Annotated in this window: 16 protein-coding genes and 3 pseudogenes; 13 read left to right on the top strand and 6 right to left on the bottom strand. The window is 70.0% G+C overall.

Annotated features, from left to right (window positions below; translation table 11 throughout):
* Positions 1-324, top strand: a pseudogene (locus KBX37_RS03815) (hypothetical protein); the annotation flags it as partial.
* A gap of 75 nt (positions 325-399) precedes the next feature.
* On the opposite strand, the gene KBX37_RS03820 reads toward KBX37_RS03815, so the two are convergent.
* Complete coding sequence (locus KBX37_RS03820; protein ID WP_210774528.1) at positions 400-2,253, bottom strand: glycoside hydrolase family 15 protein; 1,854 nt, start codon at positions 2,251-2,253, stop codon at positions 400-402.
* Between the two features lie 259 nt (positions 2,254-2,512).
* Here KBX37_RS03820 and lepB point away from each other — a divergent pair, with 259 nt between their 5' ends.
* Positions 2,513-3,007: a signal peptidase I gene (gene lepB / locus KBX37_RS03825; protein WP_247657003.1), complete on the top strand. Its 495-nt coding sequence runs from the start codon at positions 2,513-2,515 to the stop codon at positions 3,005-3,007.
* A 244-nt stretch (positions 3,008-3,251) separates the two neighbouring features.
* Here the strand turns inward: lepB and KBX37_RS03830 are convergent, their stop codons facing one another.
* Positions 3,252-3,518 carry a helix-turn-helix domain-containing protein gene (locus tag KBX37_RS03830; protein WP_210774530.1) on the bottom strand — a complete coding sequence of 89 codons (267 nt, stop codon included), beginning with the start codon at positions 3,516-3,518 and terminating at the stop codon, positions 3,252-3,254.
* A 76-nt stretch (positions 3,519-3,594) separates the two neighbouring features.
* Between KBX37_RS03830 and map the strand changes: the two genes are divergently transcribed.
* Positions 3,595-4,413, top strand: coding sequence for a type I methionyl aminopeptidase (gene map, locus KBX37_RS03835; RefSeq protein ID WP_210774531.1), 819 nt, complete (start codon positions 3,595-3,597; stop codon positions 4,411-4,413).
* Between the two features lie 182 nt (positions 4,414-4,595).
* Positions 4,596-5,330, top strand: a pseudogene (locus KBX37_RS03840) (class I SAM-dependent methyltransferase); the annotation flags it as partial.
* Positions 5,331-5,673: 343 nt separating this feature from the next.
* On the opposite strand, the gene KBX37_RS03845 reads toward KBX37_RS03840, so the two are convergent.
* Entirely contained in the window at positions 5,674-5,844 is a 171-nt protein-coding gene (locus KBX37_RS03845; protein WP_210774532.1) for a hypothetical protein, read from the bottom strand.
* A 242-nt stretch (positions 5,845-6,086) separates the two neighbouring features.
* On the opposite strand from KBX37_RS03845, the gene KBX37_RS34130 reads away from it, so the two are divergent.
* The gene (locus KBX37_RS34130) at positions 6,087-6,302 is read left to right on the top strand and encodes a helix-turn-helix transcriptional regulator (RefSeq protein ID WP_307848940.1); all 216 of its coding nucleotides are present in this window, start codon (positions 6,087-6,089) and stop codon (positions 6,300-6,302) included.
* A gap of 23 nt (positions 6,303-6,325) precedes the next feature.
* On the top strand, positions 6,326-6,475 hold the full coding sequence (locus KBX37_RS03855; RefSeq protein WP_210774533.1) for a hypothetical protein: 150 nt from the start codon (positions 6,326-6,328) through the stop codon (positions 6,473-6,475).
* Between the two features lie 133 nt (positions 6,476-6,608).
* Here the strand turns inward: KBX37_RS03855 and KBX37_RS03860 are convergent, their stop codons facing one another.
* Both KBX37_RS03860 and KBX37_RS03865 read right to left on the bottom strand, forming a co-directional pair.
* Positions 6,609-8,264 (bottom strand): ATP-binding protein, encoded by a 1,656-nt coding sequence (locus tag KBX37_RS03860; protein ID WP_307848929.1) that lies wholly within the window; start codon positions 8,262-8,264, stop codon positions 6,609-6,611.
* Positions 8,261-8,998, bottom strand: coding sequence for a response regulator transcription factor (locus tag KBX37_RS03865; RefSeq protein WP_210774534.1), 738 nt, complete (start codon positions 8,996-8,998; stop codon positions 8,261-8,263). Before KBX37_RS03865 ends, KBX37_RS03860 begins: the two co-directional genes overlap by 4 nt.
* A 179-nt stretch (positions 8,999-9,177) precedes the next feature.
* On the opposite strand from KBX37_RS03865, the gene KBX37_RS03870 reads away from it, so the two are divergent.
* From KBX37_RS03870 to KBX37_RS03890, 5 genes are read left to right on the top strand one after another with little or no spacing between them, the layout of a single operon-like run.
* A complete protein-coding gene (locus tag KBX37_RS03870) occupies positions 9,178-9,345 on the top strand; it encodes a hypothetical protein (protein WP_210774535.1) in 168 nt (55 codons plus the stop codon).
* Positions 9,346-9,401: 56 nt separating this feature from the next.
* Positions 9,402-10,547: an alanine racemase gene (alr, locus tag KBX37_RS03875; protein WP_247656993.1), complete on the top strand. Its 1,146-nt coding sequence runs from the start codon at positions 9,402-9,404 to the stop codon at positions 10,545-10,547.
* Positions 10,544-11,572: a D-alanine--D-alanine ligase family protein gene (locus tag KBX37_RS03880; RefSeq protein ID WP_210774536.1), complete on the top strand. Its 1,029-nt coding sequence runs from the start codon at positions 10,544-10,546 to the stop codon at positions 11,570-11,572. Before alr ends, KBX37_RS03880 begins: the two co-directional genes overlap by 4 nt.
* Positions 11,572-12,747 carry a glycosyltransferase gene (locus KBX37_RS03885; RefSeq protein WP_210774537.1) on the top strand — a complete coding sequence of 392 codons (1,176 nt, stop codon included), beginning with the start codon at positions 11,572-11,574 and terminating at the stop codon, positions 12,745-12,747. Before KBX37_RS03880 ends, KBX37_RS03885 begins: the two co-directional genes overlap by 1 nt.
* Positions 12,744-13,388, top strand: a complete 645-nt coding sequence (locus KBX37_RS03890; RefSeq protein ID WP_210774538.1) for a M15 family metallopeptidase — start codon at positions 12,744-12,746, stop codon at positions 13,386-13,388. The genes KBX37_RS03885 and KBX37_RS03890 overlap by 4 nt, the downstream gene beginning before the upstream one ends.
* Positions 13,389-13,502: 114 nt before the next feature.
* On the opposite strand, the pseudogene KBX37_RS03895 reads toward KBX37_RS03890, so the two are convergent.
* Positions 13,503-13,637 (bottom strand): annotated as a pseudogene (locus KBX37_RS03895) (site-specific integrase); the annotation flags it as partial.
* Positions 13,638-13,740: 103 nt separating this feature from the next.
* Here KBX37_RS03895 and KBX37_RS03900 point away from each other — a divergent pair.
* Positions 13,741-14,355, top strand: a complete 615-nt coding sequence (locus KBX37_RS03900) for an RNA polymerase sigma factor (RefSeq protein ID WP_210774620.1) — start codon at positions 13,741-13,743, stop codon at positions 14,353-14,355.
* Complete coding sequence (locus KBX37_RS03905; protein ID WP_210774539.1) at positions 14,348-15,295, top strand: CU044_5270 family protein; 948 nt, start codon at positions 14,348-14,350, stop codon at positions 15,293-15,295. The genes KBX37_RS03900 and KBX37_RS03905 overlap by 8 nt, the downstream gene beginning before the upstream one ends.
* Positions 15,296-15,307 lie beyond the last annotated feature (12 nt).

Raw genomic sequence — 15,307 nt, forward strand, 5'->3', positions numbered from 1 at the left:
TCCGGTCGAGTCTTGACCCCGACCCCTTACCGGCGTTTGCCTGCACCGAGCCGGGAATCAGCACAAACCGGTCGCAAGCAGTCCGACCAAGAAGGGTTGACACGGCCCCACTCCTTCAGGAATGACAGACCCGTCGTTTTTGCCGATCCGACGCAGGCGCCGGCGTGGCACACCATCCCGTCCTGGGGTCTGGTCGCCACCGCCGACAAGGCAATTCCGGCGAAGCTTGAGCGATTCGAGTACGAGCGGGCCGGTGCTCGCAAGGTGGTCGAGGTGAGCGGCGCATCGTACAGCGTCATGGCCAGCCAGCCCGGCTACGCCTGATGCAGTTCCGGCGCTGCGACAGGTGCCGGCGGTCAGCCCAAGGACACCCTTTGGGCTGACCGCCCCGCCGTCCGTTCACCGTCGCTGGTCGTTCTCCGGCCGACCGCTCTCCTGGAAGGACGGGATGAGCCGGCCTGGTGCCGGCGGAAGGTCGTGGCGCCCGGCGTCCAGGTCGGTGAGGTCTCCGGCGGCGTTGATGAGGCCGATGTGTGAGAACGCCTGAGGGAAGTTGCCCAGGGCTTCCCCGCTGTACGGGTCGATCTGCTCGGCGAACAGGCCCAGGTCATTGGCCCGGTCGGCGAGCCGCTCGAAAAGCTGCCCCGCCCGGTCGCGCTCGCCGGTCAGCGCCAGGCAGCTGACCAGCCAGAACGAGCAGATCACGAAGCCGGCGGGGTCGCCCTCCCAGCGGCGTAGCAGCCCGTTGTGGGACAACCGATCCTCGATTAGCCGGATGGTGGAACGCATTCTCGGCTCATCGGCGGGAAGGAAGCCGACCAACGGCATCAGGAGCACCGACGCATCCAGCTCGTCGGTGTCGAACGCCGCGGTGAAGGCGGCAAGCCGGTCGCTCCAGCCCCGGGTCAGAACGGCTCGGCGTACCTCGTCCCGTGCCGCTGCCCACCTGGCGACGTCCGCCTCGGAGCCGAGGCGGGACCCGAAGCGTACGGCTCGGTCCAACGCCGTCCAGCACTGCACCTTCGAGGACACGTAGTGGCGTGCGGCGCCGCGTGCCTCCCACATCCCGGCGTCCGGCAGGTGCCAGTCCTGCTCGGCCCGCTCGATCATCGCGCGCAGCAGTTGGCGGACGGGCGGCGGCATCGGGTCCAGGTGCTCGCGCATCAGCCAGGCAGCGGCGAGCGCCTCACCGGGCACGTCGCTCTGACGCTGCTGCCAGGCGTCGTTGCCGACCAGTACCGGGCGGCTGCCGGCGTAGCCGGCGAGGTGGTCGAGGTGGTGTTCGGTGAGGTCCCGTTCCCCCTCCACGCCGTACATGATCGGCACGATGCCCTCGTTCACGCCCATCGACCGCGCCAACCACCCGATCTGCAGGTTGACCTCATCCGTGCAGGCCACGCGCCACAGCGCCTCCAGCGTGAAGCTGAAGTCGCGTACCCAGCCGTAGCGGTAGTCGTAGTTGCGCTCGCCGCCCAACTCCTCGGGCAGGGACATCGTCGGGGCGGCCACCATCGCGCCACTGGGCCGGTAGGTCATGCCCTGCACCACCAGCGCGCTGCGCAGTACCTGGTCCCGGTAGAGGCCACGGTAGTCGTGCAGACCCATGAAGGAACGCCAGCCCGCAACGGCATTGTCGATCACCTGCTCGGCGTCGAGCATCGCCGGCGGGCCGGCACCGTAAGCCGGTGCGTACCCCACGGTGAAGCCACGCGTCTCGCCGGCCCGTACCGTGAACGACCCGGACGCCTCCCCGGCCTCGCAGACCAGCGGGATGGTGGCGCGCAGATCCAGCCGGGCCGACGCGGCTACGGCGACCAGCGCGTCGTCCTGCCGCACCAGTTGGGCGGCCATCCGGCCGTACTCGAACCGTGGTCGGTAGTGCAACCGTAGTCGGACCTCGCCGGAGAGCCCCCGCACCACCCGGGCCAGCACCCTCGGCGAGCGCAGACCAACCTCATGGCCCCGCGCACCCGGTTCCAGAGCCAGCGCGTCGATCACCGCCACGCTGCCGTTCGCGGTGGTGAAGACGGTACGGAGCACGAGCGTATCGGTCAGGTAGGCACGTTCCGTGCTGAACCTGCCCTCGGGACGGATCACCCAGTGCCCGGCGTCATCATCAAGCAGGCGGGCGAACACTGACGGAGCGTCGAAGCGTGCCGGGCACCACCAGTTCACCGAGCCGGCGCGGTCCACCAGCACCGCGCTGCGACCATCGGCCAGGAAACCGTGATCCGCGATCCGTCCGCACCCCATGGAACGGACTACCCGAGCGGAACGGAGTGACACGCCACGTCCCGCCTTGAACCACCGTCCAAAGCCTGACAGCCCACCTGGCTCTGGCCGCCGGACCGGTCATGGGGTGCGGGCGTCGTGCCGGGCCGGTTCAGTCGACGGGTGCCGGCATCGGGGAGAGGGAGACCGAATCCGGGGGCCTCGCGCCGGGCTGTCACGGTCCGCGGGTTCGATGAGGGAGGCGGATTCGCGAAGCAGCTGGCATGATCCGGACGTGCGGATGGCTGTCGTCCTGATCGGACTCGTTGTTTCCCTGGCCGCCTGCGCGTCGCCCGGCGATGCCCCCCGGGACAAGCGCTACCAGGTCAACTCTCCCACGATGGAGCCAACGATCACGGAAGGCTCGACAGTCACCGCCAAGGTAGTGAAGCCGGGCGAATACCAGCCGGGCACGGGCGACGTCGTCGTGTTCGATCCACCGGACAGCTACGGCTGGAATCCCGATGGACGGCCACGGGTTTTACGAGTGGTGGCGGTATCCGGCGACACCATCGCCTGCTGCGACGCTCAGGGCCGGATCATCCGTAACGGCACCGCGCAGGACGAGCCCTACGTCAACGAGGCATCGAAATTCGAACCCTTGGGGGCGTTCGAGCCCATCACAGTGCCGGCGGGTGAGCTCTACCTCCTCGGCGACTACCGAGGCGCGGCCAACGACTCATCGCAGAACGGAACGGTGCCGGTGAAAAACGTGATCGGCGTCGTCAAGCTCTGAACCCGCCGTGTAGAGCATCAACCGGCGCAGGACAGACGGCTCTTGGCGGGCCACACGCGCCGCCGCCTGGGCGTGCCGGCAGCGCCGCTGTCGCTCTGCGGCCGTCACGCCTGATGCCCGGCGGCTGGCGCGGAGAGCGGGAAGCGCGGGCATCAAGCCGCCGCCAGGACCAGCCGTTACACCCGGCAAGCCCGCACGGAACCCTGAACCGGATCTCCTACTCAGGTACCTGGGCGGCTGGTCTCTAGGACGCCTGGCGGACGGGCATGCCGGCCAGCCAGACGTCGGCCAGGTCGCTGAGGGGGACGTCGAGGGCCTGGCTGAGGCAGACCACATTGCCGAACGCCGGTGCGGGAAGGCGGCCGGCTTCGATCTTGCGCAGCGTCTCGGGGGAGATGCCGGCTGCCAGGGCCACCTCAACGAGGCTGCGGTCGGCCCGCGCGGCCCGGAGGGCGGCTCCGAGGCGCTGGCCCGCTGCGATCTGTTCGGCGGTGAGTGGTTGGCGAACCATGCCAGCAGGATATCCCTCCGGAGCATCCCTGACCTGGCGTGGTATAAAAATACCGTATCCGGAGGGGGAGGCTGTCGTGATCGAGCTCAAGTCCGCCGAGGAGATCGGCCGGATGGCGGTGACCGGCCAGTTCGTCGGCGAGCTGCTCGCCGAGCTGAGCGGTGTCGCCGCAGTCGGCGTCAACCTGATGGACCTCGAACACCACGCCCGCCGCCGGATCACGGAACGCGGCGCCGAATCCTGCTACTGGGACTACGCCCCGTCGTTCGGTCGCGGCCCGTTCCGCAACGTGCTGTGCCTGTCGGTCAACGACGCGGTGCTGCACGGCCTGCCGCACGACTATGTCTTGCGGGACGGTGACCTGCTCAGCATCGACATGGCGGCCGGTATCGACGGCTGGGTCGCCGACTCCGCGCTCTCCGTCATCGTCGGCACCCCCGACCCGGCCGACCTGAAGCTGATCGAGGCCACCGAGGTCGCACTGGAGGCCGGCATCACCGCCGCCCAGCCCGGCGGCCGCCTCGGCGACATCTCCGCCGCGATCGGCGAGGTCGCCCACTCCTACGGCTACGGCGTCAACGCCGAGTTCGGCGGCCACGGCATCGGCCGCACCATGCACGAGGCCCCGCACGTCTCCAACAACGGCCGCGCCCGCCGCGGCATGAAACTCGACCCCGGCCTCACCATCGCCATCGAGCCCTGGTTCTGCCGCTCCACTGACAAAATCAAGTTCGACAACGACGGCTGGACGATCCGCTCCGCCGACGGCTCCCGCGCCGCCCACTCCGAACACACAGTCGCCATCACGGCTTCCGGCCCCCAGGTCCTGACCCGCCGCCCCACTCACGGCGCCACCTCGGCCGACCCCACCAAAGAGCCCGCCACAGCCTCCTGACCCTCTCCCGCCTTGAGGCGTGACTCAGGATCGATGGATCAGCCTAGGTGCTGCCCGGATCGCCGCCTGCACTGTTGTCCGACCCAAGCGCGTACGTGACCTACTCTCCAGGGCAGCGACGCCAGGCCCCGTGCGCGGCGTGGGCTGGTGACAGCCAGGGAGGCGGCGACATGTCCAGCACGCAGTTGTACGACACCATCGGAGCCACTTACACCGTGACGCGGCGCACCGAGCCGCGGATCGCCGCAAGGGTCTGGACCGCGCTCGGCGATGCGCGGACGGTATTGAACGTCGGGGCCGGTACCGGCTCCTACGAGCCCGTCGACCGTGACGTCACCGCGGTGGAACCGTCGGCGCTCATGCGTGCGCAGCGCTCCACAGGCGCAGCGCCGTGCGTGGCTGCCGCCGCGGAGAGCCTTCCGTTCGAGGACCAGTCCTTCGACGCGGCGATGGCTTTTGCCACCATCCATCACTGGCAGGACCCGATCGCGGGCCTGCGCGAGATGCGGCGCGTTGCTCGCCGCGTGGTGGTGTTCACGCACGACACCAGTGACACCGGATGGCTTCGTCGGTTCTGGCTTACTCGCGACTACCTTCCCGAAGTCGCGGACATCCTTGTCGGCCGGCCTTCACTGACCGAGCTGGCCGGCGCGATCGGAGCCCGCGTGGAGCCGGTGCTCATCCCGTGGGACTGCGTTGACGGCTTCTTCGAGGCCTACTGGCGCCGGCCGGAGGCATACCTGGACGAGAATGTCCGTCGCGGGGTATCGGTCTGGGCCAGAGTCGGGCCGGACGCCGAGCAGAGGGCGGTGCACAGCCTCCGTGATGACCTCGCCTCAGGTCGGTGGGCAGAACGCAACAGGGACCTCGTCGATCTCGATGCGGCAGAGCTCGGCCTTCGCCTGCTCATCGCCTGAACCCGCCATATCCGGGTACGACTTCGCTGCCCGAAGCCGGGTCTGCACGTCCCGCGGCATGTCTCGTGCCGGGGCACCCCAGGCCGAAGCGTCATGGACAGCGATCGCCTGCCAGCACAGTGATGGCCTGCTGGCACCCGCCGAGACCTGGCCCGATCGCCAGCAATGCCAGGGCCGCGAGCATCCGATGGCGAGAGGACGTCACTTTGGACATTCCTATCGCTGGAAGGCCCGGCTGTTTGAGCTGGTCTTTGTCCTGCTCGGGGCGACCGAGGGGCTCGGAGTTGAGCCACTCGGTCGCCCCGGCGAGCGCGGGCATCTGCACCCGCTCGCACATGGTGATTCAGCGCATCGACCGGAAGCCCGCCCGCACCTCCTGAACGAAGGCCGTCGGCTGCTCCCAGGCCGCGAAGTGCCCGCCCTTGTCGAGCCGGTTGTAGTGGACGAGCTTGGGGTACGCCTTCTCCGCCCAGCTCCTCGGAGCCTGGTAGAGCTCGTCGGGGAAGACGCTCACGGCGACCGGGATCTTGGTGCCCTTGACACCGAAGAACGAGAACTTGTTCTCCGCGTAGAGTCGCGCCGCGGAGACCCCCGAGTTCGTCAGCCAGAAGTGGGTGATGTTGTCGAGGACGCCAGGAAAGCCGTACGCAGCTACGCTCCGCCTACGAGGTCTTCAGCCGGATCGGCGCCGACGGCTTCGCCGAGCGGGCCCGCCGGGAACTTCTGGCAACCGGGGAAACGGTACGCAAGCGGACGATCGGCGCCGTCGCTGAACTCACCAGCCAGGAGGCCCAGATCGCCAGGCTGGCCAGAGACGGGCACACCAACTCTGAGATCGCCGCCCAGCTGTTCATCAGTCCACGCACGGTGGAGTGGCACCTCGGCAAGATATTCACCAAGCTCGGGGTCAGCTCTCGCCGCCACCTCCGCTCGGCGCTGTCTGCCCCGAAGCCGGCGACGCCGCCGGCGTAACGGGATCACACATCCCCGAGGTGGTGGCGCGGCAAGCGGCAGAGCTCTACCGCCCGGGCGGCAACACCGAGTACCGGAAGTTCGACGATCGCGGCCACTCCCTCGTCTTCGACAGCGGTTGGCGCGAGGTCGCCCAGCCCGTTCTCGACTGGGTGCGTACGCAGACCGCCTGAGCAGCAGCCCTTCGCGGCAAGGACTACGCGAGAGCCAGCTCCTCCACCCGCATGCGGCCTTCGCCGACGGTCCGCACAGCGGAAAGGCCACCTCCTGGAAACGGGAGGTGGCCTTTCCGCTGTGAAGATCAAGCTAGTCGACGCGGGGAAGCGTGATGGTGAACGTCGTCCCGACGCCGACCTCACTCGCGACCGTGATGGTGCCCTGGTGGTCCGTGACGATCTGCCGGGCGATGGCGAGGCCGAGGCCACTGCCCCCGGTACGGCGGCCCCGTGCGGAGTCGGCCCGCCAGAACCGGTCGAACACGTGCGGCAGCGCGTCCGCTGCGATTCCCGAGCCGGTGTCGACGACCCGGACGGTCGCCTGGGTGTCGGTCCGGCTCGCGACCAGCCGGACGCTGCCGTCGGCAGCGGTCGCCTGTAGGGCGTTGGTGACGAGATTGCCCATCACCTGGCGGAGCCGGTCGGGGTCGGCGTGTACCGCGACCGGCTCGGCCGCCACGCGCAACGACACCCCGGCCGACTCCGCCCTTGCGTGGTGGGCGGTGCGGCAGGTCTCCAGGAGTTCGGCCAGATCCACCGTGACCCGGTGGTACGCCAGGTTGCCGGCCTCGGCCAGGGCCAGGTCCTGCAGGTCGTCGACGATGCGCTGTTGCAGCACCGCCTCTTCGTGGAGTGATGCGAAGAGATCCTGGTCCGGCGTGATCACGCCGTCGGAGAGCGCCTCGAGATAGCCGCGCAGGTTGGCCAGCGGGGTGCGCAGTTCATGGGCGACATCGGCGACCATCCGGCGTTGCCGCTCCTCCCCGCGCTGCAGGGAGTCGGCCATCCGGTTGAACGACCGGGCCAACTCCGCCAACTCGTCGTTGCCCCGCACCGGAACCCGTCCGGTGAGGTCGCCCCGGCCGAGCCGTTGAGCGGCCGCGGTGAGCGTGTCGATGGGGCGCAGCACCCGCCGGCTCAGCAGCAGGGTGCCGATGACCGCGACCGCCGCAACGCCCGCTGCCGCGGCGAGCAGTGGACCGGCGGTCAACACGGACGCCGGATCGCCGCGAGCACCGAGGTAGACCCGGGCGGGTACCGGCGCGACGTCACTGATGTCGTTGGTGAAGGCCTGGGCCAGGCAGGAATCCAGTGCTTCCACCCTCGAGGTGCCGCACACCTGCACCGAGGCAGCGTCTGCCAGGTTCCGGCCCGGCTCTGCCGCGACGTCGGCGCAGCCGTCGACGATCTCAGCGACACCAGGGCGATCACGCACGTCGGCCGCGCTCAGGCCGGCGTCGAACTGCGGAACTCCCGTGCTGGTGGGTGAAGCGACAACAGGGACGGATTCCCGGGTCAGGCAGGCCGCGAACAGCACGCCGGTGCGGTAGCCGGCGATCGCAGCGGCCACACCTTTCTGCCGGCTCGCCGGCTCCGCCGGCAGTGCGGCCAGATTCAGAACCGGCCGCGGGTCGACGACCCCGACCATCGTGCCGAGCGGCCGGGCGGTGCGGTCCTCCTGGGTGTCCGTATCCACGATCACCTGGCCCGTGTCGGCGACCAGGTGGATCCGCTGACCGGTCTGGGCGCGCAGGTCCCGCACCAGGTCGGGCACACCCTCCCAGGTGCCGTGCCGGCTGCCGTACGTCGTGAGTCGGCCGACGACCTCATCGAGTTGCGCCCGGTCGGTGGTGGCCGAGTCGTTGATCTGTTGCGAGGCCTGCCGCAGGGTCAGCCACGCGGTCGCCGCGGTCGCGCTCACCGCGACGAGGACGACCAGCCAGAGCACCCGGAGCCGAAAACTCACCGGCCGGCTCCGGGCGTGCCCTCGGGCGTCGGCGCCGCCGCCAGTGGCTCCGGTTCGGCGAGCCGGTAGCCGCGGCCGTAGACGGTCTGCACGTACCGCGGCTCGGCAACGTCGTCCTCGATCTTGCGGCGGAGGTTCATCACGTGCGCGTCAACGGTACGTTCGAGCACGAAACGATCGAATCCGAAGGCACGGTCGATTATCTGCGCCCGGGTGAACGCCCGCCCGGGCTCGCCGGCGAGCACCTCGAGGATGCCGAACTCCTTGGCCGTCAGGGCGACCGGCCGGCCACCGACGCGTACCTCGAACCGGCCGGCGTCCACCTCGAGCTCGCCGACGCGCAGCACCGCCCGGTTGTCGGCGCTCACCACCCGGGCCCGGCGCAGCAGCGCCCGCACCCGAGCGGCCAGCTCGCGCGGGCTGTACGGCTTGGTGAGGTAGTCGTCGGCACCGAGATCGAGGCCCAGCAGGACGTCGTCCTCGGTCGTCCGGGCGGTCAGCAGCAGGATCGGAATGTCCGATTCGGCGCGCAGGATCCGGCACACGTCGAGGCCGTCGACGACCGGCATCATCACGTCGAGGACCACCAGGTCCGGCCGGCGGGACCGGCACTGGTCCAGCGCGGCCCGCCCGTCGCCGACCAGCAGCACGCTGTGCCCCTCGCGTTCGAGATAGATCCGAACGAGGTTGGCCTGCTTGGGGTCGTCCTCGGCGACCAGGATCCGCGCGCTCATGTTTCCCCCGTCCTGCCTGGTGGTTGCGGGGTCAAGTAAACCCGAAACCCGTGAAGAACTGATGTGGGCGGGCTCCGGAGAGCGGCGAGCGCAATATCGCACAGCTGGCCCACGCCTTCTTCAAGGGTTCTTCACAACCGGCTGCCTACCGTTCCCGTCGTGTCAGTCAGGAGCCGGACATGATCTTCGAACCAGCACACCCAGGCCGCCGCGACGAGCAACTGCGGCGGGCGGTCCGGCGGCGGATCCGGGAGACGCTGGCGGTGCGCCGGGCCGCCGCGGTGGGCGGGCACGGGGCCGCCGAACCGCCGGATGAACCACCCGTCGAGCCCGGGGCTGCCGGGTGACGCCGGGTACGCGTGGCCGGCGCGCGCCGACCGGTGTGATCAACGAGAGTGCCCCGTTGGCCGAGGCCGTGATCGATCTTGCGGCGATCGCGGAGAACATCCGGACGATCGCGGCGATCGCACGTACCGGGTTGATGGCCGTGGTGAAGGCCGACGCGTTCGGGCACGGCGCGGTGCCGGTGGCGCGGGCTGCGGTGGGCGCCGGCGCCGCATGGCTGGGTGTGACCTCGGCGACGGAGGCGGTGGCGCTGCGATCGGCGGGCATCGACGCCCCCGTCCTGAGCTGGCTGCACCGGCCGGACGAGGACTTCACCCGCCTGATCGCCGCGGACATCGACATCGCGGTGTCGACCGTGACCCACCTGCGCGCGATCGCCGACGCGGCCAGGGAACTCGGGGTGCCCGCCGCGGTCCAACTCAAGGCGGACGTCGGTCTGTCCCGCAACGGTGCCGACGTCGACGAATGGCCCGAGCTGGTCGCCTGGGCTCGCAAGCACGAGGCGGAGGGCAGCGTCCGGGTACGCGGGGTGTGGTCCCACCTGACGAACGCCGACGTGCCGGGCTGCCCGGGCATCGCCCGGCAGCTGTCGACGTTCCAGGAGGCGCTGCGGATCGCCCGGGATGCCGGACTCGACCCCGAAGTGGTGCATCTGGCCAATTCGGCGGCGGCACTGGCTGCCCCGCAGACCCGGTTCGATCTCTGCCGGATCGGCCTGGCCATGTACGGCGTCGACCCGTTCGGCGCGACCGGTCCCCGCCGTTTCGGCCTGCGACCCGCCATGACCCTGCGGTCAAGGGTGATCAACCTGAAGCGCGTGCCCGCCGGTACCGGCGTGTCCTACGGCCCCGATCATGTGACCGATCGGCCGACCACGCTCGCCCTGCTGCCGCTCGGGTACGCCGACGGCCTGTCACGCACCGCCGAGGGCCGCGCGTGGGTCTGGCTCGCCGGTCGGCGCTGCCCGATCGTCGGCCGCATCGCCATGGATCAGTGCGTCGTCGATGTCGGCGACCTGCCGGTGGCGCTCGGCGATCCGGTGGTCGTCCTCGGTCCCCGCGCCCAGCCCGGCTCGCCCGACCCGGCCGAGCCGACGGCCGCCGAGTGGGCACGGTGGTCCGGCACCAACCCGCACGAAGTCCTGACCGGAATCGGCGCGCGAGTGGCGCGCGTACACCTGCACGGGGAAGCGGCAACATCATGACTGTTCGTCTGGCGGTGCTGTTCGGCGGGCGCAGCGGGGAGCACGACGTCTCCCGGCGCTCGGCGGAGAGCATCCTGGCCCACCTCGACCCCGCCGCCTACCAGGTGACCGAGGTGCTGATCGAGCGGGACGGCCGGTGGCGGGTCAACGGCGACCGGGCCACGTTCGCGCAGGCGCTGCGGACCCTCGGCGACCAGGACGTGGTGTTCCCGGCGCTGCACGGCCCGTACGGTGAGGACGGCACCGTCCAGTCGATGCTGGAGTGGCTCGGCGTCGCGTTTGTCGGAAACGGTGTCTTCGCCAGCGCCGCCGGGATGGACAAGCCGGTCACGAAGAAACTCCTCGCCGCCGACGGCCTGCGCGTGGCCGACGGGGTGACGCTGCGGCCCGACGAGGATCTGTCGTCGCGGGAGCAGGAGCGGCTGGGGCTGCCCGTCTTCGTCAAACCGGCCCGGGCCGGCTCCAGCCTGGGAGTCTCCAAGGTCGAACAATGGGCGCAACTGCCCGCCGCCCTGCGGCTCGCGCGCGAGAGCGACGCGAAGGTTCTCGTCGAACGCGCCGTGCCCGGGCGCGAGATCGACGTCGGCGTCCTTCAGCACCCCGACGGCCGCGTCGAGGCCGGGCCGCCGCTGGAGATCCGGGTGGCGAACGCCGCCTTCTTCGACTACGACGCCAAGTACGACGGCGGCGCCGTCTTCCACATTCCGGCCCGCCTCGACCCCGGCACCACCCGGCTACTGCAGGACCGGGCCGTGCGGGCGTTCCACGCGCTCGGCTGCCGTGGGCTGCTCCGCGTCGACTTCTTCCTCCCGGATCCGGACGCCGACCACGGCACAGGGTGGACCGGAGACCACCGGGAGCCGGTGATCAACGAGGTCAACACCTTCCCCGGATTCACCGCCGCCTCCCAGTACCCGCAGATCTGGCAGCGGGCCGGCGTCGGCTACTCGGCACTGCTCGACATCCTCATCCAGGGCGCACTACAGCGAAGCGACACCGCCTCCCCCTGCCCGAGTCCCTGCTGATGGCCGTCTACACCGCGGAACATCTCCGTGGCCTCCGCATGATCGTCACGGGCGGGGGAACGGGCGGGCACACCTACCCGGCACTGACCACGATCCGTACGCTCCGCGACCGGCTGGCGGCAGCCGGCACCGCACCGGACGTCCGCTGGGTGGGCGTCGCCCACGGACTGGAGGCCAGGATCGCCCGGCAGGAGGGCATTGCCTTTACGGCGATCACCACCGGCAAACTGCGCCGCTCGCCCAACCTGCACGAGTGGGGCCGCAACGTCGCCGACGCCTTCCGCGTGCCGCTCGGCATCCTCCAGGCCATCATGATCGTGGTGCGCACCCGGCCCGAGGTGGTCTTCTCCACCGGCGGATACGTCTCCGTCCCGATCGGGATCGCCGCCTGGATGACCCGCCGCCCGCTGGTCATGCACGAGCAGACCCTCACCGTCGGGCTGGCGAACCGGATCCTCGCCCGCCTCGCCGATCGAGTCCTGCTGAGTCACGAGTCTTCCATCGACCATCTGCCCGCCCGAGCGAGAACCCGCGCGGTGGTCACCGGCAACCCGATCCGGCCCGAGATCCTCACGGGCGACCGCGACCGGGCGCTCGCCGCGTACCACCTGGATCCGCGCCTGCCGCTGGTGTACGTCACCGGCGGCGCCCAGGGCGCCGTCCAGGTCAACAACCTGATCGCCGACATCCTCCCCGGGCTCCTGCAGAAGTGTCAGGTGCTGCACCAGTGCGGCGACTACTCCCTCGACCGGATGCGGCAGGTCGCGGCCGCCCTCCCGGAACACCTGCGCAGCAGGTACCGGGTCGTCGACTTCGTCCACGGCGAGCTGCCCGACGTCCTGAGCGCCGCCGACATCGTCGTCGCGCGCAGTGGCGCCGGCACCGTCGCCGAACTCACCGCCCTGGGCAAGGCATGCGTCTTCATCCCGCTCATCCCCACCGGCGGCGACGAACAGCGGCGGACCGCCCGGCACCTCGCCGACGCCGGTGCCTCCCGCATGCTCGCCGGCCCCGACGCCTCTGCCCACCGCCTCTACGAGGAGATCATGGTGCTGCTCGACCACCCGGAACGACGCCGGGAGTTGGCCAACGCCGCCCGCCAACACGGCCGGCCCCATGCGGCCACTGCCGTGGCCAGCGCGATCATCGACGCCGCTGGGCGGTACCGGTCATGATCCTGCTGTCTGATCGGCGAATCTCGGCCATCCCGCTCGGCGACAACGGGGAGGCCCTGGTCGACGTACGCCAGGTCGCGGACCTTCGGGTGGACGACCGGCTGGCCGACGAGGCCGGCGCGTACGCGCACCTGCGCGAGGCGACGGTGCAGCGTCTGCTCGCCGCCCAGCGGACCCTGCCCGGAGGGCTGCGGCTGCTGGTCATCGAGGGATACCGGCCGCTCAGCCTGCAGACGACCTACTTCGAGAGCTACCAGGACGAACTGCGCCGCAGGTACCCGGAGTGGGACTCGGCGCGCCGGCACGTGGAGGCCAGCAAGTACATCTCGCCGCCCGAGGTGGCTCCGCACAGTACCGGCGGGACGGTCGACCTCACGCTCTGTACGGCCGATGGGATCGAACTGGACCTGGGCACGATCGTCAACGCCAGCCCGGTGGACAGCGCCAACGCCTGCTTCACGGGATCACCCCGCATCTCCCCGCGGGCCCGCACCAATCGCGGCATCCTGGGCCAGGCGCTGTCGTCTGCCGGCATGGTCAACTACCCGACCGAATGGTGGCACTGGTCGTTCGGCGACCGCTACTGGGCGCTGAGCACCGGGGCCGCCCGGACCCGGTACGGGCCGGTGGATCTGCCGTGAAGCGGCTGTACGACATCGACCTGTTACGGATCATCGCAGCTCTGGCGGTGATGATCTTCAAAGGCCACTTCCCAGTCTCGGGGGTGGCCTTTCTGCTGTCGAACAGCAACGGCGTCAGCGGACGAGCGAGTCGCCGAGGCGCTTGAGGGCTTCCCGCGTCGCCTTGGCCGAGACCCGCGTGTAGACCTGCATGGTGACGGAGAAGCGGGCGGGCCGGAGGACCTGCATCGCGACTCTCGGGTGGACGTCGGGGCGGCACCTCAGTTCGGACATCTACCGTCCCGTCCGTGAACCGTCCGGCCGTGGGGTGCGGATAACAGGTGATGCTTCCCCACTCCGCGAAGGGCGTTACATGAAACACCTGCGACGAGTGAAGGATGTCGACGTCGGTGCGGTGACGGACGCCGCGATCATCGCGCGGTCTGTGCAGGAACCCGAGATCTTCTCCACGATCTTCGACCGGCACGCGCCGTACATCCATCGCTACCTGGCACGGCGCCTCGGCGCGCCGGCCGCGGACGACCTGGTCGCTGAGACCTTCCTCGCGGCGTTTCGTCGTCGGGATCGATTCGACATCACCTATCCGAACGCCCGGCCCTGGCTGTACGGGATCGCCACCAACATCGCCGGCCAGCACCGGCGGACGGAGGAGCGCGAATACCGACTGCGGCAGGCGTACGTCCCCGCGACGAACGAGGCATCACACGCCGACCGGGTCGCCACCGTGGTGACGGCGCAATCGCTACGCCGACTTCTCCTCGACGCGTTGGCCACGCTCTCCGACGGCGATCGCGACGTGTTGCTGCTGATCGCCTGGGAGGAACTGACGTACGAGGAGGTTGCCGCCGCACTGGGGATCCCGGTCGGCACCGTGCGATCACGACTCAACCGAGCCCGCAGGCTGCTCCGCGAGCAGTTGGGCGGCGACCCGGCCAGCACGATCGAGGAGGCACTGAGCAATGGATGAGATGCGACTGCTCCAGCAATTCGGCGACGAGACCGAGCTGCCGACTGTCGAGCGGTTGAGCCCGGCCCGCAGCCGACTGACGACCGCGATGGCCGCGATGACGGCACAGTCGTCCGTACCCATGACGTCGACCGTGCCCTCGGCGCTTCCTCGCTCGAGGCGACCGGCCTGGCGGCTCGTGCTCAGCGGGGTGGTATCGGCGGGCATCGCGGCGTCGCTCGCCGTGGTGCTGGTGCTTGCGCCGGACCGGCTCGGTGGCAGCACGCCGCCCGCGCGGGCCGATGCCACCCAGGTTCTCCGGAACGCGGCAACCGCCGCGCTGCGAGTGCCCGACGTCAAGCCCCGGCCCGACCAGTTCGTCTACTCCCGCAGCCAGGAGGGTCGGGGGATGCGGGAGAGCTGGATGTCGGTGGACGGAACCCGAGACGGACTGCTCATCGAGACCTCTGCCACCGGTCGCACGGAAAGCATCGTCCCCGGCTGCCGGAACGGACGGGCGGCGGTGCTCAAGGGCGGCGAGGTGGTTCCGGGCGTGACCGAGCGGTGCACCCCAGCACCGGCCTACCGTGCCGACCTGCCCACCGATGCCGCCGCCATGCGGACCTTTCTGATCGAGCATGGCAGCGGTGAACCAGGTGACGCCAATGCCGCCGGCAAGGACGTGCTCTACTACCTCACCGGCAGCTATCTACGCCCTCGCACCCTTGCTGCGCTCTACGAGGCCGCGGCGACGACGCCGGACCTGCAAGCCGTTGAGCATGTCAAGGACGGCGCGGGCCGATCCGGCATCGGGATCAGCTGGCCATCGACGCGCGGTTCAGGCGAAATTGTGCTCGTCTTCCACCCCGAGACCTACAACTTTCTCGGGGTGGGCGGATCGGCGGGATCGTCGGCCGTGCTTGGCCTCGCCATCGTCGACCGAGTTGGTCAGACGATCTGAATTCCGTCTCAC

Origin of the sequence: Micromonospora sp. U56, assembly GCF_018070095.1 — a bacterium.
GTDB classification, from domain to species: Bacteria; Actinomycetota; Actinomycetes; order Mycobacteriales; family Micromonosporaceae; genus Micromonospora; species Micromonospora purpureochromogenes.